Origin of the sequence: Papillibacter cinnamivorans DSM 12816, from assembly GCF_900176335.1 — a bacterium.
GTDB lineage: Bacteria > Bacillota > Clostridia > Oscillospirales > Oscillospiraceae > Papillibacter > Papillibacter cinnamivorans.
This window is the reverse complement of record NZ_FWXW01000005.1, coordinates 182,021-205,806: the sequence shown is the minus strand read 5'-3', so window position 1 is coordinate 205,806 and position 23,786 is coordinate 182,021. Positions and strand designations below refer to the sequence as shown.

25 protein-coding genes and 1 other annotated feature are annotated in these 23,786 nt (G+C 54.3%); of the genes, 8 read left to right on the top strand and 17 right to left on the bottom strand.

Annotation, left to right across the window (positions count from 1 at the left end):
* The first annotated feature begins 713 nt into the window (after positions 1 to 713).
* Positions 714 to 960 (top strand) — a binding site (T-box leader).
* Positions 961 to 1,038: 78 nt separating this feature from the next.
* The 6 genes from ilvB (at position 1,039) to B9A13_RS09350 (ending at position 8,087) form a co-directional block, all read left to right on the top strand.
* Positions 1,039 to 2,745, top strand: coding sequence for a biosynthetic-type acetolactate synthase large subunit (gene ilvB, locus B9A13_RS09375; RefSeq protein ID WP_084234885.1), 1,707 nt, complete (start codon positions 1,039 to 1,041; stop codon positions 2,743 to 2,745).
* 159 nt (positions 2,746 to 2,904) lie between these two features.
* Entirely contained in the window at positions 2,905 to 3,447 is a 543-nt protein-coding gene (gene ilvN / locus B9A13_RS09370) for an acetolactate synthase small subunit (RefSeq protein ID WP_084234884.1), read from the top strand.
* Positions 3,428 to 4,423, top strand: coding sequence for a ketol-acid reductoisomerase (gene ilvC, locus B9A13_RS09365; protein WP_084234883.1), 996 nt, complete (start codon positions 3,428 to 3,430; stop codon positions 4,421 to 4,423). Before ilvN ends, ilvC begins: the two co-directional genes overlap by 20 nt.
* Positions 4,424 to 4,571: 148 nt before the next feature.
* A complete protein-coding gene (ilvD, locus tag B9A13_RS09360) occupies positions 4,572 to 6,230 on the top strand; it encodes a dihydroxy-acid dehydratase (RefSeq protein ID WP_084234882.1) in 1,659 nt (552 codons plus the stop codon).
* 253 nt (positions 6,231 to 6,483) lie between these two features.
* On the top strand, positions 6,484 to 7,227 hold the full coding sequence (locus B9A13_RS09355; RefSeq protein ID WP_084234881.1) for a DUF975 family protein: 744 nt from the start codon (positions 6,484 to 6,486) through the stop codon (positions 7,225 to 7,227).
* A 188-nt stretch (positions 7,228 to 7,415) separates the two neighbouring features.
* Entirely contained in the window at positions 7,416 to 8,087 is a 672-nt protein-coding gene (locus B9A13_RS09350; protein WP_084234880.1) for a DUF975 family protein, read from the top strand.
* A 101-nt stretch (positions 8,088 to 8,188) separates the two neighbouring features.
* Here B9A13_RS09350 and B9A13_RS09345 read toward each other — a convergent pair whose 3' ends face one another.
* From B9A13_RS09345 to B9A13_RS09295, 11 genes are all read right to left on the bottom strand, one after another.
* Positions 8,189 to 9,787: a putative ABC exporter domain-containing protein gene (locus B9A13_RS09345; protein ID WP_084234879.1), complete on the bottom strand. Its 1,599-nt coding sequence runs from the start codon at positions 9,785 to 9,787 to the stop codon at positions 8,189 to 8,191.
* A complete protein-coding gene (locus B9A13_RS09340; protein ID WP_084234878.1) occupies positions 9,780 to 10,499 on the bottom strand; it encodes an ABC transporter ATP-binding protein in 720 nt (239 codons plus the stop codon). Before B9A13_RS09340 ends, B9A13_RS09345 begins: the two co-directional genes overlap by 8 nt.
* Before the next feature lie 168 nt (positions 10,500 to 10,667).
* On the bottom strand, positions 10,668 to 11,411 hold the full coding sequence (locus tag B9A13_RS09335) for a GNAT family N-acetyltransferase (RefSeq protein WP_084234877.1): 744 nt from the start codon (positions 11,409 to 11,411) through the stop codon (positions 10,668 to 10,670).
* Between the two features lie 158 nt (positions 11,412 to 11,569).
* Positions 11,570 to 12,412: an NAD(+) diphosphatase gene (gene nudC, locus B9A13_RS09330; RefSeq protein WP_143806934.1), complete on the bottom strand. Its 843-nt coding sequence runs from the start codon at positions 12,410 to 12,412 to the stop codon at positions 11,570 to 11,572.
* A 130-nt stretch (positions 12,413 to 12,542) separates the two neighbouring features.
* Positions 12,543 to 12,752, bottom strand: coding sequence for a hypothetical protein (locus tag B9A13_RS09325; protein ID WP_084234875.1), 210 nt, complete (start codon positions 12,750 to 12,752; stop codon positions 12,543 to 12,545).
* 45 nt (positions 12,753 to 12,797) lie between these two features.
* Positions 12,798 to 13,094 carry a DUF1330 domain-containing protein gene (locus tag B9A13_RS09320; RefSeq protein ID WP_084234874.1) on the bottom strand — a complete coding sequence of 99 codons (297 nt, stop codon included), beginning with the start codon at positions 13,092 to 13,094 and terminating at the stop codon, positions 12,798 to 12,800.
* 74 nt (positions 13,095 to 13,168) lie between these two features.
* On the bottom strand, positions 13,169 to 13,717 hold the full coding sequence (locus tag B9A13_RS09315) for a GNAT family N-acetyltransferase (protein ID WP_084234972.1): 549 nt from the start codon (positions 13,715 to 13,717) through the stop codon (positions 13,169 to 13,171).
* Between the two features lie 163 nt (positions 13,718 to 13,880).
* Positions 13,881 to 14,363, bottom strand: a complete 483-nt coding sequence (locus tag B9A13_RS09310) for a DUF2798 domain-containing protein (RefSeq protein WP_084234873.1) — start codon at positions 14,361 to 14,363, stop codon at positions 13,881 to 13,883.
* Between the two features lie 162 nt (positions 14,364 to 14,525).
* Entirely contained in the window at positions 14,526 to 15,032 is a 507-nt protein-coding gene (locus B9A13_RS09305; RefSeq protein ID WP_084234872.1) for a GNAT family N-acetyltransferase, read from the bottom strand.
* A gap of 133 nt (positions 15,033 to 15,165) precedes the next feature.
* Positions 15,166 to 15,804: a GTP pyrophosphokinase gene (locus tag B9A13_RS09300; protein ID WP_242942829.1), complete on the bottom strand. Its 639-nt coding sequence runs from the start codon at positions 15,802 to 15,804 to the stop codon at positions 15,166 to 15,168.
* Positions 15,805 to 15,983: 179 nt separating this feature from the next.
* Positions 15,984 to 17,384 carry an outer membrane protein assembly factor BamB family protein gene (locus B9A13_RS09295; protein WP_159448092.1) on the bottom strand — a complete coding sequence of 467 codons (1,401 nt, stop codon included), beginning with the start codon at positions 17,382 to 17,384 and terminating at the stop codon, positions 15,984 to 15,986.
* Between the two features lie 367 nt (positions 17,385 to 17,751).
* Between B9A13_RS09295 and B9A13_RS09290 the strand changes: the two genes are divergently transcribed.
* Complete coding sequence (locus B9A13_RS09290; RefSeq protein WP_084234869.1) at positions 17,752 to 17,964, top strand: hypothetical protein; 213 nt, start codon at positions 17,752 to 17,754, stop codon at positions 17,962 to 17,964.
* Between the two features lie 343 nt (positions 17,965 to 18,307).
* Here B9A13_RS09290 and B9A13_RS09285 read toward each other — a convergent pair whose 3' ends face one another.
* Complete coding sequence (locus B9A13_RS09285; RefSeq protein WP_084234868.1) at positions 18,308 to 18,904, bottom strand: hypothetical protein; 597 nt, start codon at positions 18,902 to 18,904, stop codon at positions 18,308 to 18,310.
* 131 nt (positions 18,905 to 19,035) lie between these two features.
* On the opposite strand from B9A13_RS09285, the gene B9A13_RS09280 reads away from it, so the two are divergent.
* Entirely contained in the window at positions 19,036 to 19,932 is an 897-nt protein-coding gene (locus B9A13_RS09280; protein ID WP_084234867.1) for a hypothetical protein, read from the top strand.
* 245 nt (positions 19,933 to 20,177) lie between these two features.
* Here the strand turns inward: B9A13_RS09280 and B9A13_RS09275 are convergent, their stop codons facing one another.
* From B9A13_RS09275 to rplM, 5 genes are all read right to left on the bottom strand, one after another.
* Complete coding sequence (locus B9A13_RS09275) at positions 20,178 to 20,735, bottom strand: DUF6652 family protein (RefSeq protein ID WP_084234866.1); 558 nt, start codon at positions 20,733 to 20,735, stop codon at positions 20,178 to 20,180.
* Between the two features lie 221 nt (positions 20,736 to 20,956).
* Entirely contained in the window at positions 20,957 to 21,550 is a 594-nt protein-coding gene (locus tag B9A13_RS09270; RefSeq protein ID WP_084234865.1) for a hypothetical protein, read from the bottom strand.
* Between the two features lie 334 nt (positions 21,551 to 21,884).
* Positions 21,885 to 22,541, bottom strand: a complete 657-nt coding sequence (locus B9A13_RS09265; protein WP_084234864.1) for an HAD family hydrolase — start codon at positions 22,539 to 22,541, stop codon at positions 21,885 to 21,887.
* Between the two features lie 186 nt (positions 22,542 to 22,727).
* Positions 22,728 to 23,132: a 30S ribosomal protein S9 gene (rpsI, locus tag B9A13_RS09260; protein ID WP_084234863.1), complete on the bottom strand. Its 405-nt coding sequence runs from the start codon at positions 23,130 to 23,132 to the stop codon at positions 22,728 to 22,730.
* A 6-nt stretch (positions 23,133 to 23,138) separates the two neighbouring features.
* Positions 23,139 to 23,585 carry a 50S ribosomal protein L13 gene (gene rplM / locus B9A13_RS09255; protein ID WP_084234862.1) on the bottom strand — a complete coding sequence of 149 codons (447 nt, stop codon included), beginning with the start codon at positions 23,583 to 23,585 and terminating at the stop codon, positions 23,139 to 23,141.
* Between the last annotated feature and the right edge of the window lie 201 nt (positions 23,586 to 23,786).

The following is a 23,786-nucleotide window of genomic DNA, read 5'->3' as shown; positions in this document are numbered from 1 at the left end:
GAAGAAGAGTATTTCATAATTTCTGTGTCCCGATCGCCATTTCAGTGTTATGTTAACTATTGGGGAACACGGTTTGCCTTTCTAACCTTCTTCGGTGTCGCAGGGAGCTGGTTTTAGCAGATTTCCTGAGCCGCTGGGAGCGGTTTTCGGAAGGCTGGTCGCGGGCTGAAAATAAGAGTTCATGCATTTTGAGTTGTCCGGGCGTTTTATCCCGGCTATGGCAAGGTTCTTCCGGCGGCGCGCCTGCCATGGTACCCTTCTTTGGGAATCCAAGGGGTCGGTGCCTCTTGGCGCCGCTTTTTAGTTCCTTTTTCCCGGCGAGTGGAAAAAGGAATCCCCGCCGGAGGCGCGTAATACCCGTTCTTTTAAAAGCTTTTTAAAAGATTGATTACTATAGGTTTGAACGGGAGGTGCGCGCTCCCCGCTGGGGGAACTTTTGATCCGCCATGTGGTGTTTTATGTATAATTCTTTCTTGACGCTGTTAAGGAACAAAGAAGAAAGGACTGCTTTGTCGATAATGGCGCTTCAGAGGTCGTTTTGGTTCCGGTTCGGGAGCCGGGACGAAAATGAGGAAAGAACTTGTGCGAAACCCTGAAAAATACAGGAAAACCCCTTGGCCATTTTTGTGAAAACGCAGAAATGCCGGAATTTCCGAAATCCTGTTGACAAACAGGGCGGCCGGCGGTATGATATCAGTTAACTATTCCATATGCAAAAGGCTGTGAAGGGAAAAGTACGGTTGCCCGGCAAGCACAGAGAGGGGATGGCGGTGGAAATCCCCGTGAAAGGCAATTCGGAAGGTCCTCCCGGAGCTGCGGAGCTGAAAGCCGGCAAGGCGCATAGGCTCCGCCGGGTTCCCGCCGTTACGGGGGAGCGCCATCATTTTGGTGGCTGCAGAGAGCATGCGGATTTTCCGCATGAAATTAGGTGGTACCGCGGAGTTTGGCTTCGTCCTATGGAGGGACGGGGCCGTTTTTATTTCCCGGTGCGCCGTCGAGAAGCAGGAAAAACGATTAGTATAAAGGAGGCAGCCCGCAATGAAAATGAAAAACGCGCAGGTGGTTATCGAGTGTCTGCTGGAACAGGGCGTGGATACGGTTTTCGGGTATCCCGGAGGAACGATCCTCAATATTTACGACGCCCTGTATCAGTACAGGGACAGGATCAACCACATTCTCACCGCACATGAGCAGGGAGCTTCCCACGCGGCGGACGGCTATGCCCGGGCAACGGGAAAGGTGGGCGTTTGCTTCGCCACTTCCGGTCCCGGCGCCACCAACCTTACCACGGGGATCGCCACCGCCTATATGGACTCCTCCCCCGTGGTCTTTATCACCTGCAACGTGGGAGAATCCCTCATCGGGAAGGACAGTTTCCAGGAGGTGGACATCACCGGCATCACCATGCCCATTACCAAGTCCAACTACCTGGTGAGAAATCCAGGCGAGCTGGCGGATATCATGCGGGAGGCTTTTGCCGTTGCCGCGGCCGGCCGGCCCGGTCCGGTCCTGGTGGATATTCCTAAAAACATCACCACCGTCGAGGTGGACTACACTCCCCTTCCCAAGGCCGAGCATATCAAACACGGCCGGCTCAAGAAGCTCGCCGAGCGCGCCTCTCACAACGTTCATAAAATCGATCCGGACAGCGAGGATGTCAAAAAGCTTCTGGGTATGATCGCCCAGGCGAAAAAACCCATGATCCTGGCCGGCGGCGGCATTATCCGCTCCCAGGCGGAAAAGGAGCTTCTCACCTTTGCCGAAAAGATCGACGCGCCCGTTGCCATGACCCTCATGGGTCTTGGCGCGATTCCCAGCGACCATCCCCTGAGCCTGGGCCTCATCGGCATGCACGGGACCCTGGAAGCAAACCGGGCCAGCACCGCCTGCGATCTTCTCATCGCCCTGGGCACGCGGTTTTCCGACCGGGTGGCGGGCCACACCTCCACCTTCGCGAAAAACGCGAAGATCGTTCAGGTGGACATCGACAGGGCGGAAATCGACAAGAACGTGGTTACCGATTATCACCTCATCGGCGACGCATGCCAGGTGCTTGCGGCCGTCAATGAAAAGCTTCCCCAGTACTCCCACGGGGAATGGCTCACCCAGGTGGAGTCCATGGCGGGAGAACCTATTCCCGGCCGGTCCGACGGGAAGCTGGAGCCCCGGGATATCATGCGTGAGATTCACGACAGGACGAAGGGAGAGGCCATCATCGTCACAGACGTGGGCCAGCACCAGATGTGGGCCGCCCAGTATTACAGCTATAAAAGACCCTGCCAGCTCATTACCAGCGGCGGCTTCGGCACCATGGGCTTCGGCCTGGGCGCCGCCCTGGGAACAAAGCTTGGAAAACCCGACGCCACCGTCGTGCACATCACCGGAGACGGCAGCTTCCGCATGAACGCGGGCGAGCTTGCCACCGAGAGCTTCTACGGCATCCCCGTGATCACCGTCCTCATGAACAACGGAACTTTGGGTATGGTGCGCCAGTGGCAGTCCCTTATGTACGGCAACCGGCATTCCCAGACCACCCTGGACCGGGGCCCGGATTTCGTCAAACTTGCCGGGGCCTATGGGATGGACGCTTACCGTGTCTCAACCGGAAAGGAGTTTGCCGACGCCTTCGACAAGGCGGTCTCCTCCGGGAAATCCTGCCTCATCGAGTGCCGCATCGATATCGACGAGATGGTGCGTCCCATGGTCTCCGCGGGCAGTCCCATCACCGACTTCCTGCTGGAGTAATTTTCGCTGAATAAAAATACAAAAACGGTATCTTTTTATCCGAAAGTATTGTATAGTAAGAGCTGTACCGTTCCGGGAGCCCTGAGGTTTCTCCGGGCCCGGAAGCGGTCGGCCGCAGCCAAATAACAACGAGCCGTATGGCGGCGGAAAGGAAAAACGATGGAACAGCATACATTATCGGTTTTGGTGGAGAACTCCGCCGGCGTTTTGTCCCAGGTGACCCGTCTGTTTTCCCGGAAGGGCTACAATATAGAAAGCCTCGCGGTGGGCGTCACCGACGATCCCCAGGTTTCCCGCATCACCATTATGGTGCGGGGCACGGAGGCGACCATCCGCCAGGTGGCAAATCAGCTCAGCAAGCTTCTGCCGGTTATCTCGGTGCGCAAGCTCGAGCCGGAGAAATCCCTCACCCGGGAGCTGGTGCTCATCAAAGTCCGGGCCGAGGCGAGCCCCGAGCGGGATTCCATTATTCAGATCGCGAACATTTTCAGAGCCAACATCATCGATGTGAGCAAAACCTCTCTGACCATCGAGATCACAGGCGACGAGGACAAGACCCTGGCCCTTTTGAACCTGCTGAGGGAATACGGTATTTTGGAGATGGCCAGAACGGGGATGGTGGCGCTGGAAAGAGGCCAATATACCATCAACGACGACAATAAGGAAAAGGGAGAGTACGACTATGGCAAAAATGTTCTATGAGAAGGACTGCGATCTCAGTTATCTGAGCGGGAAAAAGGTGGCCGTCATCGGCTACGGCAGCCAGGGCCACGCCCACGCGCTGAACCTGAAGGAGAGCGGCGTGGATGTCATTGTGGGCCTGTATATCGGCAGCAAGTCCTGGCCCATCGCCGAGAAAGCCGGCCTTAAAGTCATGACCGCGGCCGACGCCACGAAGGCCGCCGACGTCATCATGATCCTGATTAACGACGAGAAGCAGGCTGCCCTCTACAAAGAGAGCATCGGCCCCAACCTCTCCGCCGGCAAGGCCCTTGCCTTTGCCCACGGCTTCAACATCCACTTCAAGCAGATCATTCCCCCCGCGGATATAGACGTCTTCATGGTCGCCCCCAAGGGACCCGGCCACACCGTCCGCTCCCAGTACCAGGAGGGCAAGGGGGTTCCCGATCTGGTGGCCGTCTATCAGGACGCCACCGGCAACGCCATGAAGATCGCCCTGGCCTATGCCGCCGGTATCGGCGGCGCCCGCGCCGGCATTCTGCAGACCACCTTTCAGGAGGAGACCGAGACCGATCTCTTCGGAGAGCAGGCGGTCCTCTGCGGCGGTGTCACGGCTCTGATGAAGGCCGGCTTCGAGACTCTGGTGGAAGCGGGCTATCAGCCCGAGAGCGCTTACTTTGAGTGCGTCCACGAGATGAAGCTCATTATCGACCTGGTGAACCGGGGCGGCCTGAACTTCATGCGCTACTCCATTTCCGACACCGCCGAGTACGGCGACTACTGCACCGGCCCCAGGATCATCACCGATGAGACCAAGAAGGAAATGAAAAAGGTCCTCACCGAGATCCAGAACGGCACCTTCGCCCGCAACTGGATCCTGGAAAACCAGTGCGGCCGCCCCTTCTTCAACGCCACCAAGAAGAAGGAATCCGAGCAGATGCTGGAAACCGTGGGCAAGGACCTGCGGGAAAAGATGATCTGGAGCGAAGGAAAATAAACCCTGTACTGTATCCTGCCCGGTCTCCGGGCGGGATGAAAGGGGAAGTGCCGGAATCTGCGATTCCGGCATTCTCCATACCCGGGAGAGCGGTTTTGCCTTCGGGGCATCCGCCGGTATCACAAAAAACATCACGGAGGTAATTCCAATGAGAAGTCATCTGGTGACCCAGGGCCCCGAAAGGGCGCCCCACCGTTCTCTGTTCAAGGCCATGGGCTATACCGACGAGGAACTCAGCCGCCCCCTCATCGGCGTTGCCAACTCCTTCAACGAGATCATCCCCGGGCACATCCACCTGCGCACCATCTGCGAGGCGGTCAAGGCCGGCATCCGCATGGCGGGTGGCACTCCCATCGAGTTCGGAGTCATCGGCATCTGCGACGGGATCGCCATGGGACACCAGGGAATGAAGTATTCTCTGGCCTCCCGGGAGCTCATCGCAGACAGCTGCGAGTCCATGGCCATGGCCCACGCCTTCGACGGCATGGTCTTTATCCCCAACTGCGACAAGATCATCCCCGGCATGCTCATGGCGGCGGCGAGGCTGAACATTCCCTCCATCTTCATTTCCGGCGGCCCCATGCTCTCCCGGCGCTTAAACGGCAAGGCCCTGGACTATAACAGCGTCTATGAGGCGGTAGGAAGCCTCAAGGCGGGGAAGATCGGCCCCGAAGCCCTCAAGGAGGTGGAAGACAACGCCTGCCCCGGCTGCGGCTCCTGCTCCGGCATGTTCACCGCCAACTCCATGAACTGCCTCACCGAGGCCATCGGCATGGCCTTGCCCGGAAACGGCACGGTTCCCGCCGTCTACGCCGCCCGCATCCGCCTTGCCAAGGAGGCGGGATACAAGATCGTGGAGCTGATTGAAAAGGATATCAAGCCTTCCGACATCATCACAGAGGCTTCTCTGGCCAACGCCCTGATTGCCGACATGGCCCTGGGCTGCTCCTCCAACTCCGTTCTGCACCTCACCGCCATTGCCAAGGAGCGGGGACTCACCCTCGATCTGAAGGATATCAACCGCCACAGCTCCGTGACCCCCAACCTGTGCCACCTGGCCCCCGCCGGGGAGCATCACGTCCAGGACCTCTACGAGGCCGGCGGGGTGCAGGCGCTCCTCAGCCGCCTTCTGGAAAACGGGCGGATCGACGGCGAGGTCCTCACCGTCACGGGCAGGACCCTGAAGGAAAACCTGAAGGGCGCCATGGTGCTGGACAACGAGGTGATCCGGCCCTTTGACAAGCCCTATTCCGAAACCGGCGGCCTCGCCATCCTCTTCGGCAACCTGGCGCCCGGCGGAGGGGTGGTCAAGCGCTCGGCGGTGGCCCCCGAGATGATGACCCATACAGGTCCCGCCCGGGTCTTTGACAGCGAGGACGAGGCCATCGCCGCCATCTACGGCGGTAAGATCCTCCCCGGCGACGTGGTGGTGATCCGATACGAGGGGCCCCGCGGCGGCCCCGGCATGCGGGAGATGCTCAGCCCCACCTCCGCCATCGCGGGGGCGGGCTTGGACAAGGAGGTCGCCCTCATCACCGACGGGCGCTTTTCCGGCGCCACCCGGGGCGCTTCCATCGGGCATGTTTCCCCCGAGGGAGCCGACGGCGGACCCATCGCCCTCATCCGGGAAGGGGATCAGATCGCCATCGACATCCCCAATTATTCCATCCATCTTCTGGTGGACGATGCCGAGCTGGAGCGCCGCCGCGCCCAGTGGGTCTGCCCCGAGCCCCGGATCAAGACGGGGTACCTGGCGAGGTACGCCAAGCTGGTCACCTCCGCCGACCAGGGCGCTGTGCTGAAATAAGGGCCAAAAGCAAAATCATGCGGGAAAGGCAGCTGCCTTTCCCGCATTTTTATTGTCATACCAGGCTTCAATAAAATGTCGATACAACAAATAAAACAAGACGTATGGCTGTCCCCCCGCCGGAGGCGGGGGGACAGCCATACGTCTTGTTTTATCTAATAGTATCCGCTTGTAGAAAAAGGCGCCCCCGTTTCTCAGTTGCCGGGCAACTCCTGTATATGGTAAAATAACAAAAGTAAGGGAGGAAAGCGGCATGGTATTATATGAAATGAAGGAAAAGGCCAGGGACGATATGGCCAGGGCGAAGCCCCGGCCCATTGGGATGGCGATTATTTATCTCCTGATAATCGGCGCTCTGTCGCTGATGCTCAATTACGTCACGGGGGGCGTTTATCTGTCCGGCCGGCTGGCGGACCCCGGGCTGATCTGGCTTAAACTCATTCTGCAGTTTCTCGCCGGACTGTTTCAGATCGTATTGACGGTGGGTTTTCGTACCTACTGCCTTTCCGGGATTGAAAGAAGACCTTCCTCCTTTTCGGCGCTCTTTGCGGGATTCCGCGATTTCGGAAGGATCCTCCGGCTGTCCATTCTCATGGATTTGTATATCCTTCTCCGGTTCCTGCTTCTCATCGTACCCGGTATCATTGCAATATATCGCTGCCGCATGGCATATTTCCTCATCATCGACAACCCCCATATGACCGCCAAAGAGGCCATCCGCGCCAGCAGTCTGCTGATGAACGGACGCAAATCAGACCTCTTTCTTCTGGATCTGAGCTTTATCGGCTGGGCGTTGCTGGCGGTCCCCCTCAGCTTCGTATTCTGGCGGGTATTTATGCGCACGGGCTTGGACGGGGTCTATGGCACCATGCTCGCCGCCTACTGCTTGGGCCTCTGGCTGGTACCCTACTTCAATTTCACCAACGCGGTTTTTTACCGGAACGCCGTGAAGGAAAACGGAGACCAGGTTCCCGTGAGGAACGGTACACTGCGCTGAGAGGACGGCATATCCTTTCTCAAAGAAGCATCGGGACCGTGTGCACGAAGGCCGGACAGCGTAAAAAGTTGCGAACAATTTACAGGAAAAACACAGAAAAATGGGGATTAATAGGGAATCTTCCGGAATTCTCTGTTGCCAGTACACCGGCGCTGTGATAATATGGAAAAGATAGGGAGGATGGATATATGGGAATGAACCGGATCGAAATGAAATGGCAGGCTAAGGACTGTATGAAGAGGGCGGAGCCGAAGCCCATGCTGATGACGCTGGTTTACAGCCTCATCCCCATAGCGATTTCTTTGGTGGTGAACGCGCTGACAGGGGGGCTTTACTGGGCGGAGGATATCGCGGATCCCGGCCTGAGAGGCCTGGTGACGCTCCTGAATCTGCTGATTGCACTCTTTAACTCCGTGCTCATGGTGGGATTTCTTACCTACTGCCTTGCCGGCATCGAGAGCCGGACCTCCTCCTTCGCGGAGCTGTTCGACGGATTCAACTACGCGGGCAGGATCATCTGGCTGTCCTTTCTGGTGGGACTTTTCACATTCCTTTGGTTTCTGCTCTTCATTATTCCGGGGTTTATTGCGATCTACCGCTACCGGCTTGTGTATTTCCTCATCATCGATAACCCGGATATGACGGCCATGGAGGCCATCCGCACCAGCAAACGGCTCATGGTGGGCCATAAGATTGACCTTTTCGTCCTGGACCTGAGCTTCATCGGATGGATGCTCCTGGGGGTCCTCACTCTGGGCATCCTCTACCTCTGGCTGATCCCCTATGTCAACTTCACTAACGCGATTTTCTACCGCCAGCTTGCGCTGGAAGACAGCGGGCGGCAGGACGCGAGACGTTGACGGGGATAAAAAGCAAGGCAGCAAGGGATGAAGCACGGAAATAATAATCGGACCCGGAGGCGTCAGGTTCTCCGGGCCCGATTTTATTTTAGACTGTTCTTTTACCGCTGCCGGCCGCCCTTGTACACGGGCATGTCGCAGCGGTGGAGGATGCCCCGGGACAGGGCGAAGCAGCCCAGGGCGGCAAGAAGCTCCCAGGCGGAAAGGATTCCGAACCCGACATAGATGCCGGCGTCGCCGAGCATGGATCCCACAACGATTGCGGGGATCAGGCCGGGGAGCATGATGACGATTACCGCAATCAGATAGATGATGATAAGGAGTCCCGCGCTCAGATCTGCCTGGGTCCAGCGAAGAGAAAGATAGTTGATGCCCAATAGCAGGAAGGAGAACAGGGTGAAGAGCGCGATGGAGAGCAAAATGAGCGGGACGGAGGCGCCCAGGATGCCGCCCGCGACGGAGAAGAGCACGGCGCTCTCCACCAGGATTTTCAGTGCCAGCTCCAGATTGCTCCACACGATTTTACGAAAGGAGCTTTCTGGAATCAGGTAGATATAGTGCATATAAAGTTCCTTCAGGCCGCGCCCCGTCCCGATGAAAAAGATCTGCATCCACATCAGGATCTGAAGAAGTATCAGGAGCCCTCCGCCGTCTCCTTCGCCCCGCAGGAACAGGGACATCACGGCGGCGCCCAGTACCGTAAAGACGGAAGGCAGCCCCCACAGACCCAGCCGGTTTGCGCGGAAGGATTCCCGCAGGTGCTTATAGAAAATAGCGCTTGCTCCCGCCCCTCCGATGCCGGTTTTGGAAACATGGATCTTCCGTTTGGAGGAGGCTTCCGGGTTCAGCTGCCCTTCGGAGGCGGAGCGTTTTTTCTCAAAGGCGGTTTCCGTGGCCACCAGAACGTCCTCGTAATAATCGGGGTTGCTCAGGGCGATATACAGCATGATCAGGGCTGCGGCAAGAATAATGAGCCCGAAAAACAAAAGCCCCCTGCCCGTGTTGCCGATAATGAGAGAAACGATCCCTTCCGATGCCCAGCCCGCCACAGGAGCCCACGTGGAAACGGGTGAGCGCAGCACGGCTTCCAGCGCCGGGAGAAGGGACCGGACTGCCGCAAAGGTAACTCCGGTGTAGGCGATCACCGGAAGAAAAGCGGCGACGGCGATCAGCTTCACCGCGTTTTTCCGTTTCGGCCGCCCGTTGGTGAGAACGTAGATCAGAAGCGACAGGACCTGCATCAGGCTGAAGGCAAGGAAAAAACCCAGCAGCAGAAGAAGCACCCCGCCGTATCCCACGCCGAAGCCGTTGCTGAGGGAATTGCTTTGAAACAGGATAAAAAAGCCCGCCCAGAACGCCATTTTCGCCATGCGGACAATTCCGTACAGCAGGATCAGCCGGGGATTGACAGGAGAAACAAACAGAAGATTGACGTCGCTCATGTCGAATATCGCGTCGCCGCTGGAAAGACCCTTCTGTACGGCAATGATGACGAGAAACAGGGCCATGAGAAAGGCGATCCCCTTGAGCCAGATAATGTTGTGAATTTCCGCGCTCTGGCGCGTATACAGGGAAAGGATAAAGAATCCCACCACCATGGCGATGACGAAAAGCCACAAAATCAGCTTCGCCGGTTTGCGCAGAAGCTCCAGGAAACTGTTTTTCAGACTTCTGGATACCAGAAAAACGAGGCTATTCATGGGGATATTCCTCCGGAGCGTGTCCCTCGGTGATGTCGAAGTAGACGTCCTCCAGGCTCTGGCCCTCATGGAGTTCCTCCCGGCGGCAGACCCGTACGATTTTGCCCTTCATCATAATGTAGGTCACATCCCAGTTGTCTTCCATGCTCTCAATGATATGGGTGCTCACCAGCAGGGCGCAGCCCTCCTCCCGAAGTTTCGACATGAGAATTTTCAGCTCCCGGATCCCGTGGGGGTCGAGGCCCACGAGGGGTTCGTCGAAGACGACGGCCCGGGGACAGGGAAGAAGGGCGCAGCAAACGCTGACCTTCTGCTGCATTCCTTTGGACAGCTCCTTGCCCAGCTTCGTCTTTTTATCGTCCAGCTCGAACCGGCGCAGCAGATCCTCCGCCCGGTCCTCCCAGGCCTCCAGCCGGTACGCCCTGGCGATGAACTCCAGGTGCTCGTACACCGTCAGCATAGGATACAGAACGGGAAATTCCGGGATATACCCCAGCAGCCGCTTGGCCTCGGTAGAATGATTCTCGTATCCTCCGATGGTGATGGAGCCCTCGAAACGCAAAAGGCCGCAGACGGACTTGATGAGGGTGGACTTGCCCGCGCCGTTGGGACCCAGCAGAACAGCAAGCTCTCCGCCGCCCACGGCGAGGCTTAAGTTGTCGTTGGCGGTCAGCTTGCCGTATTTTTTCGTCATGTTCCGAACGTCAATCATATAAGTCTCCCTGATAAAAATTCTGTGATGCACTGGATAAAAAGAAATAAATAGCCAAAAATCAGTATATCACACCATCTGAAAAAACAAAAGGACTTAAGTCCGAGGCAGGAGCTTAGGTCCTTTTTCGTTTAATTGCATCGGCAGTGAAATAGCGGCAGCCGCCGTTCAGACTCCTTCCGGGCGGTGCACATACCAGCGGGAGGCGACATCCGTCTGCCGGAAGCCCAGGGAAAGATAGAGATGATACGCCGCCGTATTGCGGGAGGAAACCCGAAGAAAAGCTAAAAAATGCCCTCTTTGCCGGAGATGCTCCAGGCCGTAAAGCACGATATCACGGCCCAGCCCCCTGCCTCGGAACCGCTCCGAAACCGCCACGGAGGCGAGCTCAGGAACCAGATCCTGATAAGAGAGCTCCAGAAGGCCCGCGGTTGCGCCCCGGAAGGTAAAGAGGATGCCCTCGAATACCCGGTTTTCCAGCATACGGCGGATATCCTCCTCCCCATAGGTGGCGGAGTTGGGAACGCTGAAAAAACATTCGTTATACATGGTAAGAAAGACCGGGGCGTTTTCCCGCGTCAGGGGCTCCGCCCGGAACCCCGGGTCCGGGGATTCAAATCCCTCCGCCGTGGTCCCCCGTTCCAGACAGTCCACGGTGCCGTCAAACCGGAAAAGATATTCCCCCGCGAAAAAAGACTCCTCCGAAAGAACCAAAGAAGGGTCGGTGACGGAGCAGAAAACCTGCTTCGCGCCCAGGCGCAGAAGATCCCCTGTGAGCTCCCGGAGAAGAGAGGGAAGAACATCTGCCCGGCAGCGGCGCACCAGAATATAGGCCTTTCCTTTAAAGGGAATTTCCTTTCGTATCACAAAGTAATGGAGTGCTTCTTCCCGCACCTCGGTGACATCTTCCAAGTCGATCACCTCGAAATTAGGATTTCTGCCATACTATGCAGGCTGAAAAGCGGCGCTCACCGGGCGCCGCCCTCCCACAAAACCGGTTTTCCCGGCAAGCGCAGAGGCCGGGCGCGCCCGGCCTCAGATAGACTGAAAGTGGGGATGGGCTGTTCTGATTATGCTTCATCTCCGTCCGTAAACCACCGGATGAGCCTCCCTGCGATGCTCACCGTCCCGGGGACGGTGGGAAGCTCGTCGGCACGGAACCAGCCCGCGTCGTCCAACTCCGTCCCGTCGGCTTTCAGCTCTCCGCCGTCGTATTCGGCGGTGAGGCCGATCATCAGCGAATCCGGGAAGGGCCAGGGCTGGCTGCCGAAGTACCGGATATTCCGGATCCGGATACCCGCCTCCTCCATGATTTCCCGTTTTGCGCACTCCTCGATGGACTCGCCCGGTTCCACGAATCCCGCCAGCACGCTGTACATCCTGCCGGCGAACCGCCTGTTGTGGGCAAGGAGAATCCGGTCTTCCTTCACGATGGCCATGATGACGGCGGGGGAAATTTTCGGATAGGCGGAATTCCCGCAGACGGGGCATTTTTTGGCAAGTTCGGTGCCGCTGGGAAGTGTCGGGCTGCCGCAGACGCCGCAGTAGCGGTTCTGGCGGAGCCAGTTGGCCAGATGCAGGGCCCTGGCGGCGACGAGGCCCAGGCTTTCGTCCAGGACGGAAAGCAGGTTACGAAGGTTTTCGAAAGCCATTCCCCGGGGAATGGGGAGCGACTCGTCGTAGTAGGTGCACCCGCAGCCCACCCCGTCGACGGTCCCCAGATAGACCGTGTTTTCAAAACCCGCGGGATTGCTGCCGAAGTCCTCCATGCCGGGAAAAACGGCGGCGCCCTCTCCGGTTTTAACGAGAATGCTGCTGGAATTTACCGCAAAGACGATGCCGCAGCCGGCGCAGCTTCCCCCGAAATTCGGCTGGGCGGTGAACCTGTCGTACATGCTTTTATATTCCGTCATAGTATAGAATCCTCCCAAAACTGAATAAACAAATTCAGTATATACCCGTTTCAGCTGCAGTTCAACCGGAACCGCGCCGCCGGACAGGTACGCAAAAAAGGCGGCGCGCACACCGCCCGGATCCGGCGGTTTAGTCCGGGGTTTCCTCCAGCTCCCGCAAAATCTCCTCCAGGCTCCTGAGGTTTCCTTTCCCGAGCGTGGCGTAATATTGAGTGTGCAGCCACGCGGCGCGAAGCGCTCTGCGGAAGTACTCCTCCCCGTAATCGGCCCGGATGCTGCCCAGCAGGAACCGGTTTGTGTCGTTGTTGAAGGCCCTTTTGTATACCGTTGCGTTCATCATGGATTCTTTTCCGCCGTATGTGTAACCGCAGCCAGGATTTTCGGCTTATTCGCCTTCCGCGATAAGAATCCTGCTGTCCACGGTGTTTTCCCTGAGAGCCTTGATGCTCCGGTATTCCTCAGAGGCAAAGCACTGATCCAGCGCCTCCCGGCTGTCGAAGCGGACGATGATGAGCCGGTTGGGCCTCCAGGATTCGGTGAGGCAGTCGAGTTTTTCCGTCCGGACCAGATATTTGCCCCCGTGCTTTTCCACAATGGGCCGGACCATACGGATATATTCGTCGTAGGGCGCCCGGTTTTCCGGATTGTCGATGTAGATGGTGACCATAAAATAGCAGCCCATGATTTCGCATCCTTTCCGTTTGCGTGAAGTCTTAAAAGCAAAGGTTTTCGGAGAACCAAACGTTCCATTTCGGATCACAGCTTCAGCAGCAGGAGGTGCTCGGCCCGGCAGCTCCCATCCCGGAGGAGAAAGGAACGCTCCCGGGTCCCGTAGATGATAAATCCGTGCTTTTGATACAGGGCGACGGCGCGCTCGTTGTCCGAGACCACTTCCAGCTCCAGCTGCCCGTATCCCGCGGCCTTTGCAGCCTCGATGACCGCTTCCAGAACGGAAGAACCCACGCCCAGGCCCCAATAGGCTTTCTTCACCGAAATGCCGAATACCGCCCTGTGCCGGTATTTTTCATTGGGGGAAACGGGGTTAAAGCCCGCGGCGGCGGCAACCCGGCCGTCTATCAGGGCAGTGATCAGCAAAGATCGGGGGTCGGCCAGCAGCCCGGACAGATACCGCTTCTCCTCGTCGGGCGTAATCCGGATCTCGTCTTCGTACCGGGCCATGAAATCCGTCTCGCCCGACGTCTGCCGGAGATGGACGATCATTTCCTCCGCGTCCTCTTCCGCGGGGCTTTTCAGAAGGCAGGGCCGCCCGTCCTTCAGTTTGACCGTTCGGTTTTCCAGTCTCATGGCTTTCGCTCCCTCATTCTTCCTCCGGGAATACCCGGCCGGGTTTGCCCTGCCCAGAATCTCCAAAATGGCGGTGGTTTCGGCATCGTTATAATCCAGCACGAACTGCCGGGAGAACGCCGGGCCAGGCCACGCTTGGAGTAAATCTATTCCTTAATTGGAATTATAGCATTTTTTTATTTGTGTGTGGAGATAAAGAATACCCGACAATCCTACGTACCAGAGGTCCGGCAATAAACAGCTGCCAGCAGAGTGCCATAGGGAAATTGATGGCCACAGTCTGCACCCATATTGCGGCTGCTTGCGGATCCAAGCCTCCTTTGAAGGCAATTGTTGCAACAAGGCTCATTATAGGGCACATGATGCACACTGTCATGATTTGAATTGCAAGGATTACTGCTATGGGCCTGTCCTTTGAGGGATCTATTAAGCCGAAGGCCAGCCTTCTTGCCAAAGGCCCTCCTATGAAGGTTTCCAATCCCATAACTACCGCCATTAGAATCAGCACTTCTCCCATAGGAAGCAGAAAAAGAGCGTTTGTCAGACCCCGATGAAGGATAGCGCTGTTGTAAACCTCCATTCCGTAGACCATGACAAACGACATCAAAACAGAAAATAGAATTTTTTGAGCTTTTGTTTTTGGCATACCGATTTCTCCTTTTTATTTATGATATCTGCGCATATAAAAAACGCGTAAATCCATCCATCTGGATTTACGCGTGAAGCAACACGATTTATTAAAGTATACTATATTTTATTTTATTTATCAAGAAGTTACGGCGGCTTGTCGATATTTTCTCCGGTCGGATCAGAGTTTCTTCCGAGAATAAGATGCATCCTCCGCCAGCCGGTGCAGGCGTTCTCCTGTAAGCCGGTACACCGTCCAGTCCGAGAGGGGTTCCGCCCCGGCGGACAGATAAAACTCGATGCTGGGCCGGTTCCAGTCCAAACAGGCCCATTCCATGCGCCCGCAGCCCCGCTCCGCGGCGATCCGGGCCAACTGCGCGAAAAGCGCCTTCCCGTACCCCCGCCCCCGATATTCGGGATACACGAACAGGTCCTCTATATAAAGACCCGAGCGCCCCAGGAAGGTGGAAAAGTTATAAAAAAACAGCGCGTAGCCGATATCTTTGCCGCCGGCCGAGAGAAAGAGCACCTCCGCACCTTTCTTTTCGAAAACCCACTCCCGGAGAATTTCCTCCGTGGCTGTCACCTGGTCCGAAAGATGCTCGTATTCCGCCAGCGCCCGGACAAAATCCAGGATTTCGGCGGCATCGTCTTTCGTTGCGAACCGGAATTTGACATCGTTTCTCATTTATTCTCCCCGCAGCTCCTACAGAATGAAACCATGATAGCATGGTTTCATTCCGAAGTCCAGCCCAATTTGCCGGAAATGCTTGCGGCATCGGCATTTCCACCGATGGGACTTCCATCGGTTCTTTCCCGGTCTAATGATTTTTCGCGGGGACGCGGTGATACAAATCCTCCATATGCGCTTCGATCTCATGGAGTTTATCGGCGTATTCCCGCAGCTCGGCCGTGGCCGTGTCGGGCTCCTCCGGCTGCGTTTTATATCGGATCTGATGCTCCATGCCCGCCCAGGTGTCCATGGTGAGCGTTCGCAGCTGGATCTCCACGGGATAATAGTCGGTGCCGAAATTGTGAATGGGTACCACCGCGATCATGTGATAACTGCGGTATCCGTTTGGTTTTGGATTTTGTATATAGTCGGTTTCCCGGGGAAAGGCCAGATCCTTCATGCCGCGCAGAGCGTGCACCACGGTATAGACGTCGCCGGGGTAGTAGCAGATGATCCGGATGCCGGCGATATCCGTCAGATAATTTTTGGCGTTTTCCAGGCTGGGTTCGTATCCTTTCCGTTCCAGCTTGCCGCAGATGCTCTCCATGGTTTTCACCCGCGTCTGGATATAATGAATGGGATTATGGGAGAATTCCGTATCGAAGTTCCGTTTCAGCACGTCCATCCTCAGGCTGATTTCCCGGATGCCCGCCTGATACGGCTGGATAAAGCGGTCGTAATCCTGCAGCGTCGCGATCATGGCATCTGCTTCGGCGTGTGGTGTCATTCCTGCCTCCCGTTTGCAAGCGTTTTGAATACCTATATGGTACCACAGGGAGGTGTCAGTATATTTAGAAATTGAAAACACTCTGGAAATAATCTGTGAATTTTAAGCTCTGTAGGTATCGACGAGGTTTCGACCGTTACTCTCGGAATCGGCATTTGATTGAGGCAAGTCCGCGTGCTCTACAATCCCCAGCAGACCACTCCGCCGGCAGAATATTTTCCGCCGAAAAGGCGGGGTACCCCGAAGCCCGCGTAGACAGCGCTGTTTCGGATGACCAGATCCGACCCATAGGAAGCTCTGGCGGCGGCTGACTCCCATACCCGGATGCCGTCCCCGAGCCGAAGAGCGTAGATCCTGCCGCTGTAATCGGCCATGAAAAACAAATCGTTGGTGACCGCGCCCGTAGTCATGCAGTTGGTTCCCGGCTCGATCCGGTTCCAGAGAACGGTCCCGGTTTCGGCGTCCAGGCAGTTTACCGAGATGGAATCTGCGGGGGTTTCGTTTTTGCTCCAGACGTAGATGCGTCCGTCCAGGAAAGTGATGTTGGAACGGATCCCGTCGTCCGGTGTGGAGTGGATATGACAGTATGCCGCCCAGACCTGGATGCCGGATAGGCTGTCCAGGGCGTACACCGTCCCGTTTTTATTGCCTGCGCCCACTGCATACCCGGAAGCTGCCGCGGAGCAAGGGAAGGGAATTGGGGTACATCCGAAATCAAAGTCGGGTCCGTCTCTTTTCAGGGGCATCCAGGCGTCCTGCGCCTGCGCCTGAAAGCTCCAGCGAAGCCTGCCGTCCCCGCTTCCGACGCAGATAACGGAATCGGAAGCTTTGGATACAGGCCTGCCATAGCTGTTCCCGGTAGCGAAGTGCAAAGCGCCCGTAAGGGTGTCGGCGGAGAACCCGCCCCACACCCCGGCGCCCTTGGCGGCGGGATCGTCTCCGGGAATAAGCTCAGTTACTTTTTTATGCCATATCAACTTACCGGAGTATTTATGAAAACAGAACACCTCGCCAACGCATTGAGGAGTAAAGGAACGAAACCGCAGCCGATAGGCAACGCTTGCGATCTCATCCACCGAACAAAGCCCCACATAGAGCAGATCGCCGACACAGAGGGGAACGGCGAGGCTGCCGGTATAAGTCTCATCTCCCAGTGGCCGCTCCCAGAATATGGTGCCGTTCTCTGCGTAGACGGCGTAGAGCTTCCCGGGCGAGCCGTTTGTCAGAGCACCGCCCTCCTTGCCGCCCACGCTGGCTAAGTACCAGACGCCGCCGTTCAGGCAGCCGGTTCCGGCAAACCCGTTCCACAAGTAAGGGAGAGGTTCGGAGAGAAACCGGTTTACCAGAGGGAGCGACCGGAAAACGGGATTGCCCCGGGGAGGCCGGTATAGCTGCTTTTCGTAAATCAGCTTGCCGTCGGAGGCATCCAGACAATAAATAAACCCCTGCCAGTCGCTGAGATAGACCCGATTTCGATCTAACAGCGGGCGCGCCGTTACGTAGCTGTGTGTGCGAAACTCCCAGAGCCGGCGAAGTTTCCCCGCGTTTGCGCTTGCGATTTCGGAGTGAAATACGGCCATAGTAATCCTCCCCGTTCTTAGTATCCTTAAACGGTATCCCCATCGCTTCTGTTTTCTTACTATGCGGCGAAGTCCGGGAATATTTCTTCTTGCAGAGCGGAGAAGCGTTCCCCGAAGGATCGTTATGATCCGCATATAAAAAACGCCGCCCAATGGCGGCGTTTTGACGGATATAAGCGCGAAGACTGAATTACCATCAGCTGCTTATTTTATAGAAATACTGCCGGGCCCGATGCGGTTTTACCGCATCGGGCCCCTTTGCGGGGGGGTACAGACATGGGGCCTATCACGTATGGCGCCTGAAATGAATACTATGAATCAGCCCCCCGCGAGGAGGTCTTATGAAAAATGATAGAGGTGAAAAAGAATGCCTTATGAAAGTGTGGGAGTCTCTCTCGCCGACGCGCTGAGAGGCCTGCTGAATCAAAGAGTCAGAATCTTTGCCAACGGGTCCGTGGAAACGGTCATGCTCATCAGCGCGGATCAGAACTTCGTTCGGGCAATCAACATTCTGGGAGAAAACACCGGTTCGCTCAAGTTCTACAACATCCTGAACATCGACTATGTCGAGGTCCTATAGGCGAAAGCTGCCTATAAATGTGCCGGTTCGGCCGGCGCATTACATAGGCCGTTATCAGCTTGACGGCCGGAGAAAAGGGCCGGACGGCAAAAAATCGGACCTGCTGTCCCGGTTTGCGGAAGCGAGGATCAGATCCTATGAATTCACAAGCGGATCACCGCCCGGCGGCACTTTTATACGTTCCGGCTCCGGTGTCGTCTTTCTTTCACTGAAAACTGCCGCTGTGTACGGACAGGCGCGATTTACCCCGGCAGGCGGTAAAGGTATCGGCTGCCGCTTTAGTATAACTTCTCCGCCGTTTCCGGCGCGCCCGGGCCTTGATAACGCTCTGTTCATGAAACCGTTAGTCTTGTGCGTCGTCGCCGTCGTCCATCTCCGTGACTTTTGTCTCCGGCATTTGCCAGGGCCTGTACAGCTCCCCGGAGCCGCGGTATCCCGCGCACATTCCGATGATAAACGCGGATAGATACGCAAACGCTGTTTTTTTCACCCGGAGGGAAACCGTCCGCAGGATCCTGCCGGAGCCTGTTGCCCCTTCGGCCTGCAGGCGGAGAAAAAACAGGATGCTGAGGGAATATACGGCGGAAAAGAGGGAAATGAAAATCGCAAGCGCTTCCGGCTGAAAGGGGAACCAGCCGAAGAAAATCCCCAGAGCGGCGATGAGCGCCTCGGAGAAAATGGCGGCCAGCAGAAAGCGCAGCAGAAACGGCAGGGAAGGGATCACGCGCCCGGTGAGAAACAGCACCTGGATTCCCGTGAGTAAAACCGACAGCGCCAGGACTTCGAAAAGCGTCCGAAGAGACGGAAGACCCCGCAGGGAACCGGTAAAAGCCGCCAGATCAAAGAGGTTCACGCACAGGGTGACGGCGGCGGCAAAAAGCAGGAACTTGATTGCCGCGTGGGGGAAAAACCGCAGATGGATTGTCCTGTTTGTCAGCATTGGATCATCTCCCGGCATGTAATACAGACAATTTGTTCCATATTGGGCAACAAATTGACTTCCGCGCCGTAATGCGGTATGGTAAATTTTAGCCGCATATAAAATTTATGAGTAACACAGAGGTACCGCATATGGACGAGAAGGGAAGACCCCTGGGTATCGCTTACCTTTATGCGATGATAACCGCTGCATTTTCGATAGCGTCATGTCTTATGATATTCTTTTATTCCGCAGTTGATAAATATGCTGTAAAGGCGTTCTTGCTGCAGTTTTGCACCTTTGCGGCCATCTGGTTTATCGTATATGTGCGAAATAGAAAGCAGAACCAGCGCTTCCGCACCATATTTCAAGACTCCACCGTCAGAAAGGCGGCGGGCGCATTAATCATAATCACCGGCCTGACAGGCCTGTCTGTTTACTTACCTCAAATTATATATGCTTTTTCTTCGCTGGTAAACAGAAACTCGGATCTAAGCACCGTTCCTACGATTGTTACCGTTATTCTTATCCTGTTCCAGATCGCTGTGGGACTATTTTTATTGCGGTGCAAAGGAAGTGCATGTGGACAATACAATGCCGGAACCGTTTTAGGCATTGCTCTTTTTTATACAGTGCTTACCGCTGCTTATTCTTTGCTGACTAAATTGGCGCAAATCATTTTTTTGCGCAATTCATATAATCAGTATTTCTTTTGGTGGATTGGGTGCATTGCGGCTATCATACTTGTTCTGTACGCACTTAACAAAAAGCGGCACCAGGGCCTTTCTTCTGTTATTCATGACGATACGGCCAGAAAATCAGCAGGGATTCTGATGATTATCAACGGTATTGTTGATATATCGGTCCTTGTAAATTCCGTTGTCAATATAATATGGCTGCTGAACAGCAATATTACCAGCACGGTGTACGCAGTTTCAAGCATCACTCTGGATATGATAAAATTTATCATACTCGCATGCCAAATCGGCTTGGGGGCATACTTACTGAAATCCAAAAGGAAAGCCGATGAACATAACGGAGTACGGTAGCCGGCACTCCCAATAAAAAGGTTCGGAAAGATCTGCATTTTCAAACCTCGTTTAAGATCATCCGATTACTTTACCTGACTTTACGGCAGCCTTGCGTCAAATGAGATTAAAAACACTGTAACCTCATGGTTACAGTGTTTTTAATTGATAAAACGATCTCTCGGAGGCTTTGTGAAAGCCTGGCGCTGTTTTGACATAGGAAAATATCGTCATGTAAAGCTGATGTTTTTGCAGCGCCAGGCTTGTTAAAGGGCGGCGTCAGGCGAAGCCTGACGGGAAAACTGCGCTGTTTTCACTTTTAAGTAAATGAGAACGGAGCTGATAACATCCGCGCAGAAAAAGAAGTGCAGAATGCTGTGAACCACGGCTGCTTTCCTGGTGATGATTCCCTCGCGCCTTGCCCGGCGGATCCCGGCCAGGCCGTACATGGAAGTTGTGAGCAGCATCATGTAGTCGTAGATCAGGAATACGGCCCAAAACGCAAGGGCGAAAGGACCGGCCGCTCCGACAAGAATGCTCAACAGAAAGACTCCTATGTAGATCGGAACGAACAGAAGTTTTATGAGCATGTTCCAAAACAGCAATACCGAGGAGCGTTCCCCGCGTCGCGCCCGGAGAAAAGCGTAAATCGAATTCGGAATGTAGACAAATACGAACAGACCGCAGTAGATATAAAACAGAACTCCGGTGGCGTCGCCGGTGAGGCCGATGGTAAAGGTGACGATCAATACGGTAATGGCATGCAGATATTGCAGGATAAGCAGCGCGATAAGCGGGACAGGAATTCTATGAGGTCTTGTCATATAAACCCTCCGTTGCAGCTGTATTTACCAGGGCGTACAGAGATACCCCTTGTCCGGATATCATCCGCAAGCGTCGCAAGTATAATAGAATTTCGGATTTTTATTGTCGTGTTCGGGCCTATCCGGCCTGATATGGAGTCGAATATTTTTGGCCGGCGTATGAAATAACATTTCACGTGGTCTGTATGTAGCTGTGACGAATCTGCAAAGACGAGGATCTTCTATTCGCTTAGATTTAGTACAGATTCCTTTTGTATTCCGGCATTTCCGAAACCATAAGTTATTAAAACAAAATTATCTTCCCAGTCAATTGTATAATCGCCGGCGGAAAAAGGCCGGTATCCATCGTCTGTTGTAATATCGGAATCCAGCTTTTCCAATAAATATGGTTTAATCTCAACATAGCAGTTGCTCCATCCGCCCAAAAGCCAGGAGCATTCTTCAATGATCAAAGTAGTTCGTTTATCGGGAGAAACAAAAGAAAAGTATTCTCTGTCGGGAGGCCAGAAAGCATTGGAGACGGAAATGGACAGTAACAATGCGGATATGCAGAGAACGGAAATCAAAACTCTTGCTTTTTTGTTATGAAATATAAAAAATAAGATCACGCCGATCGCACCGACAATTATCGTGTTGAAGACGCCATGTTCATCGTAATAAACCATTCTGTTCAGGAACAGGTATTTGCCGTTGCTCTTAAGAATGCAAACAAGTACTTTCCATCCCATTGATAAAAGCAGAACAAGAATTACAGATATTAAAATTAGTGGTCTTTGTCCGTGCAAGATCAAACAGGTTTTTTTGAGATCTTTCAAATAGGATGCCCCCATATTCAACACATGGACTTAACCTGCTTATACAAGCATGATAACATATATTTGGAGTTAAATCCATATTTAACCACGGCGATATAAATCAAAAGGCCCGGCGCTGTATAGCGCCGGGCCTTTGTAAGCTGAAATGTTAAAACTATCTCCTGGAGGTTTCATGCCATCTTGGAATTGCTTCGGTACATATCAAAAGCATCTAAAAGCGTTAAATATCTTTTACCTTGCATTGAATATCGTCTATTATCTTAAACAATGAGCAAAGACTTTTATACCGTGTTGCGACAGATTTGCGACAAGATTTGACTACATATCATTATCGCTATGCCAACAAAACCCTTCCAACATCTGCAACCGCATCAACAATAATATCTGCTCCCGCATTTTCAAGTTCGAGTCTATTTCCGTATCCGAATAAAACGCCAATTGAAGATATGCCTATCTTTTTCGCACCCCAAATATCATGCGCTCTATCGCCAATCATGATTGCTTTTGTTACATCTATAATGTTGCATCTTTCAAGGGCATACTTAATTACCTCATCCTTATTTACTCTTGTCCCATCGAGATGACTGCCTGCTATGAAAGCGAAATATTTTGCAAGATCAAAATGTTTTAATATTTGTTTTGCAAATACTTCTGGTTTTGATGTTGCTACAATCATTGTTTTGCCATTGTCTTTCAACTCTTTCAGCAAATCATCAACTCCGGCATATACTGAGTTCTCAAATAGGCCCTTATCTTTATAATATTCTCGATAGTATTCTACAGCCATTTTTGCTTTCTCTTTTGAAAACCCGTAATACTTTTCAAAAGAGTCCCTCAACGGTGGCCCGATAAATTTATACAGCTCGCTTCTATCATTAACCTCGATATTATATTTTTTGAGTGCATATATAACAGAGTTTGTTATGCCTATGCCGGGATCTGTCAATGTACCGTCAAGGTCAAACAGTACGTAATCATAGCTCATAAACATTTCTCCGTGCTTCACTTCAACAGTTCATAATAAGAATATCATATAAAAATTACCTAGTCCACTTAATAAGCAAAACATGTCCATCACTATACCAAACAAGACCCGACGCCGATATACAGCGTCGAGCCTTGTTTGTATGATTGAATATTGTTTGATATCGTCCGATATCGTTGAATATTGTACAGACTATCTCTTGGAGAACTGGGGAGCGCGCCTCGCGGCTTTGAGGCCGTATTTCTTGCGCTCTTTCATTCTCGGGTCGCGGGTGAGGAACCCGGCCTTCTTAAGGATAGGTTTGTATTCCTCGCTGACCTGGAGGAGAGCTCTGGCGATGCCGTGCCGCAGGGCGCCGGCCTGACCGGTGACGCCGCCGCCCAGGACGGTGGCTTCGATGTCCACGCGGCCCAAAGTGCCGGTGGCTGCCAGGGGCTGCCGGGTGATGAGCTTCAGGGTCTCAAGCCCAAAATACTCGTCGATGTCCCGGCCGTTGATGGTGATGGAACCCGTGCCGCCCTGGAAAAGATGCACCCGGGCCACGGAGGATTTTCTTCTTCCTGTGCCGTACAGATACGGCTTCTTGCTTTTATACATTCCCGGTTACCTCCCCGCTGTTTCCGCTGCCCACGGTTCGGGCTTCTGCGCGGCGTGCTCGTGTTCGCTTCCCTTGAAAATCTTAAGGCGGACGAGAGACGCCTTGGTTACCGTGTTCCTGGGAAGCATTCCCCGGACGGCAAGGTGCATGGCAAGCTCGGGCTTGGTCTCCATGAGAAGGCGGTACTTGACTTCCTTCAGGTGTCCCGCGTAGCCGGAATGGGTGCGGTACATCTTCTGTTCCAGCTTTTTGCCGGTGAGGACCGCTTTTTCCGCATTGATAATGACGACGTAGTCGCCGCAGTCGGAGTGAGGTGTGAATTCGGGCTTGTGCTTGCCCCGAAGGATCGTCGCAGCGGTGGTCGCGGTCTTGCCCAGGGGCTTTCCCGCCGCGTCCAGGACATACCATTTGCGCACGGTATTGCCCTTGTTTGCCATAAATGTCGTGGACATTCTGAAACCTCCAATGTGTCCTTTTCAGATCAATAAAATAAAATGGTTCTTTACAGAACGGCGGGTGCCGGGATACAATGGCTCTGCCGAAACCGCGGCTGCAGTTTAACTGCGGGAACCTGTCCGGATTCGGCCACCGACATACTATAACACAGAACAAAAATGCTGTCAACAGAAAAAGAGAGAAATTAAATTTACATC

What these genes read in the sequence shown, in the direction of transcription:
- ilvB (WP_084234885.1), top strand. Translation starts at nt 1,039, where the DNA reads ATGAAAATGAAAAACGCGCAGGTGGTTATCGAGTGTCTGCTGGAACAG.
- ilvN (WP_084234884.1), top strand. Translation starts at nt 2,905, where the DNA reads ATGGAACAGCATACATTATCGGTTTTGGTGGAGAACTCCGCCGGCGTT.
- ilvC (WP_084234883.1), top strand. Translation starts at nt 3,428, where the DNA reads ATGGCAAAAATGTTCTATGAGAAGGACTGCGATCTCAGTTATCTGAGC.
- ilvD (WP_084234882.1), top strand. Translation starts at nt 4,572, where the DNA reads ATGAGAAGTCATCTGGTGACCCAGGGCCCCGAAAGGGCGCCCCACCGT.
- B9A13_RS09355 (WP_084234881.1), top strand. Translation starts at nt 6,484, where the DNA reads ATGGTATTATATGAAATGAAGGAAAAGGCCAGGGACGATATGGCCAGG.
- B9A13_RS09350 (WP_084234880.1), top strand. Translation starts at nt 7,416, where the DNA reads ATGGGAATGAACCGGATCGAAATGAAATGGCAGGCTAAGGACTGTATG.
- B9A13_RS09345 (WP_084234879.1), bottom strand. Translation starts at nt 9,787, where the DNA reads ATGAATAGCCTCGTTTTTCTGGTATCCAGAAGTCTGAAAAACAGTTTC.
- B9A13_RS09340 (WP_084234878.1), bottom strand. Translation starts at nt 10,499, where the DNA reads ATGATTGACGTTCGGAACATGACGAAAAAATACGGCAAGCTGACCGCC.
- nudC (WP_143806934.1), bottom strand. Translation starts at nt 12,412, where the DNA reads ATGACGGAATATAAAAGCATGTACGACAGGTTCACCGCCCAGCCGAAT.
- B9A13_RS09325 (WP_084234875.1), bottom strand. Translation starts at nt 12,752, where the DNA reads ATGATGAACGCAACGGTATACAAAAGGGCCTTCAACAACGACACAAAC.
- B9A13_RS09320 (WP_084234874.1), bottom strand. Translation starts at nt 13,094, where the DNA reads ATGGGCTGCTATTTTATGGTCACCATCTACATCGACAATCCGGAAAAC.
- B9A13_RS09315 (WP_084234972.1), bottom strand. Translation starts at nt 13,717, where the DNA reads ATGAGACTGGAAAACCGAACGGTCAAACTGAAGGACGGGCGGCCCTGC.
- B9A13_RS09310 (WP_084234873.1), bottom strand. Translation starts at nt 14,363, where the DNA reads ATGCCAAAAACAAAAGCTCAAAAAATTCTATTTTCTGTTTTGATGTCG.
- B9A13_RS09305 (WP_084234872.1), bottom strand. Translation starts at nt 15,032, where the DNA reads ATGAGAAACGATGTCAAATTCCGGTTCGCAACGAAAGACGATGCCGCC.
- B9A13_RS09300 (WP_242942829.1), bottom strand. Translation starts at nt 15,804, where the DNA reads ATGACACCACACGCCGAAGCAGATGCCATGATCGCGACGCTGCAGGAT.
- B9A13_RS09295 (WP_159448092.1), bottom strand. Translation starts at nt 17,384, where the DNA reads ATGGCCGTATTTCACTCCGAAATCGCAAGCGCAAACGCGGGGAAACTT.
- B9A13_RS09290 (WP_084234869.1), top strand. Translation starts at nt 17,752, where the DNA reads ATGCCTTATGAAAGTGTGGGAGTCTCTCTCGCCGACGCGCTGAGAGGC.
- B9A13_RS09285 (WP_084234868.1), bottom strand. Translation starts at nt 18,904, where the DNA reads ATGCTGACAAACAGGACAATCCATCTGCGGTTTTTCCCCCACGCGGCA.
- B9A13_RS09280 (WP_084234867.1), top strand. Translation starts at nt 19,036, where the DNA reads ATGGACGAGAAGGGAAGACCCCTGGGTATCGCTTACCTTTATGCGATG.
- B9A13_RS09275 (WP_084234866.1), bottom strand. Translation starts at nt 20,735, where the DNA reads ATGACAAGACCTCATAGAATTCCTGTCCCGCTTATCGCGCTGCTTATC.
- B9A13_RS09265 (WP_084234864.1), bottom strand. Translation starts at nt 22,541, where the DNA reads ATGTTTATGAGCTATGATTACGTACTGTTTGACCTTGACGGTACATTG.
- rpsI (WP_084234863.1), bottom strand. Translation starts at nt 23,132, where the DNA reads ATGTATAAAAGCAAGAAGCCGTATCTGTACGGCACAGGAAGAAGAAAA.
- rplM (WP_084234862.1), bottom strand. Translation starts at nt 23,585, where the DNA reads ATGTCCACGACATTTATGGCAAACAAGGGCAATACCGTGCGCAAATGG.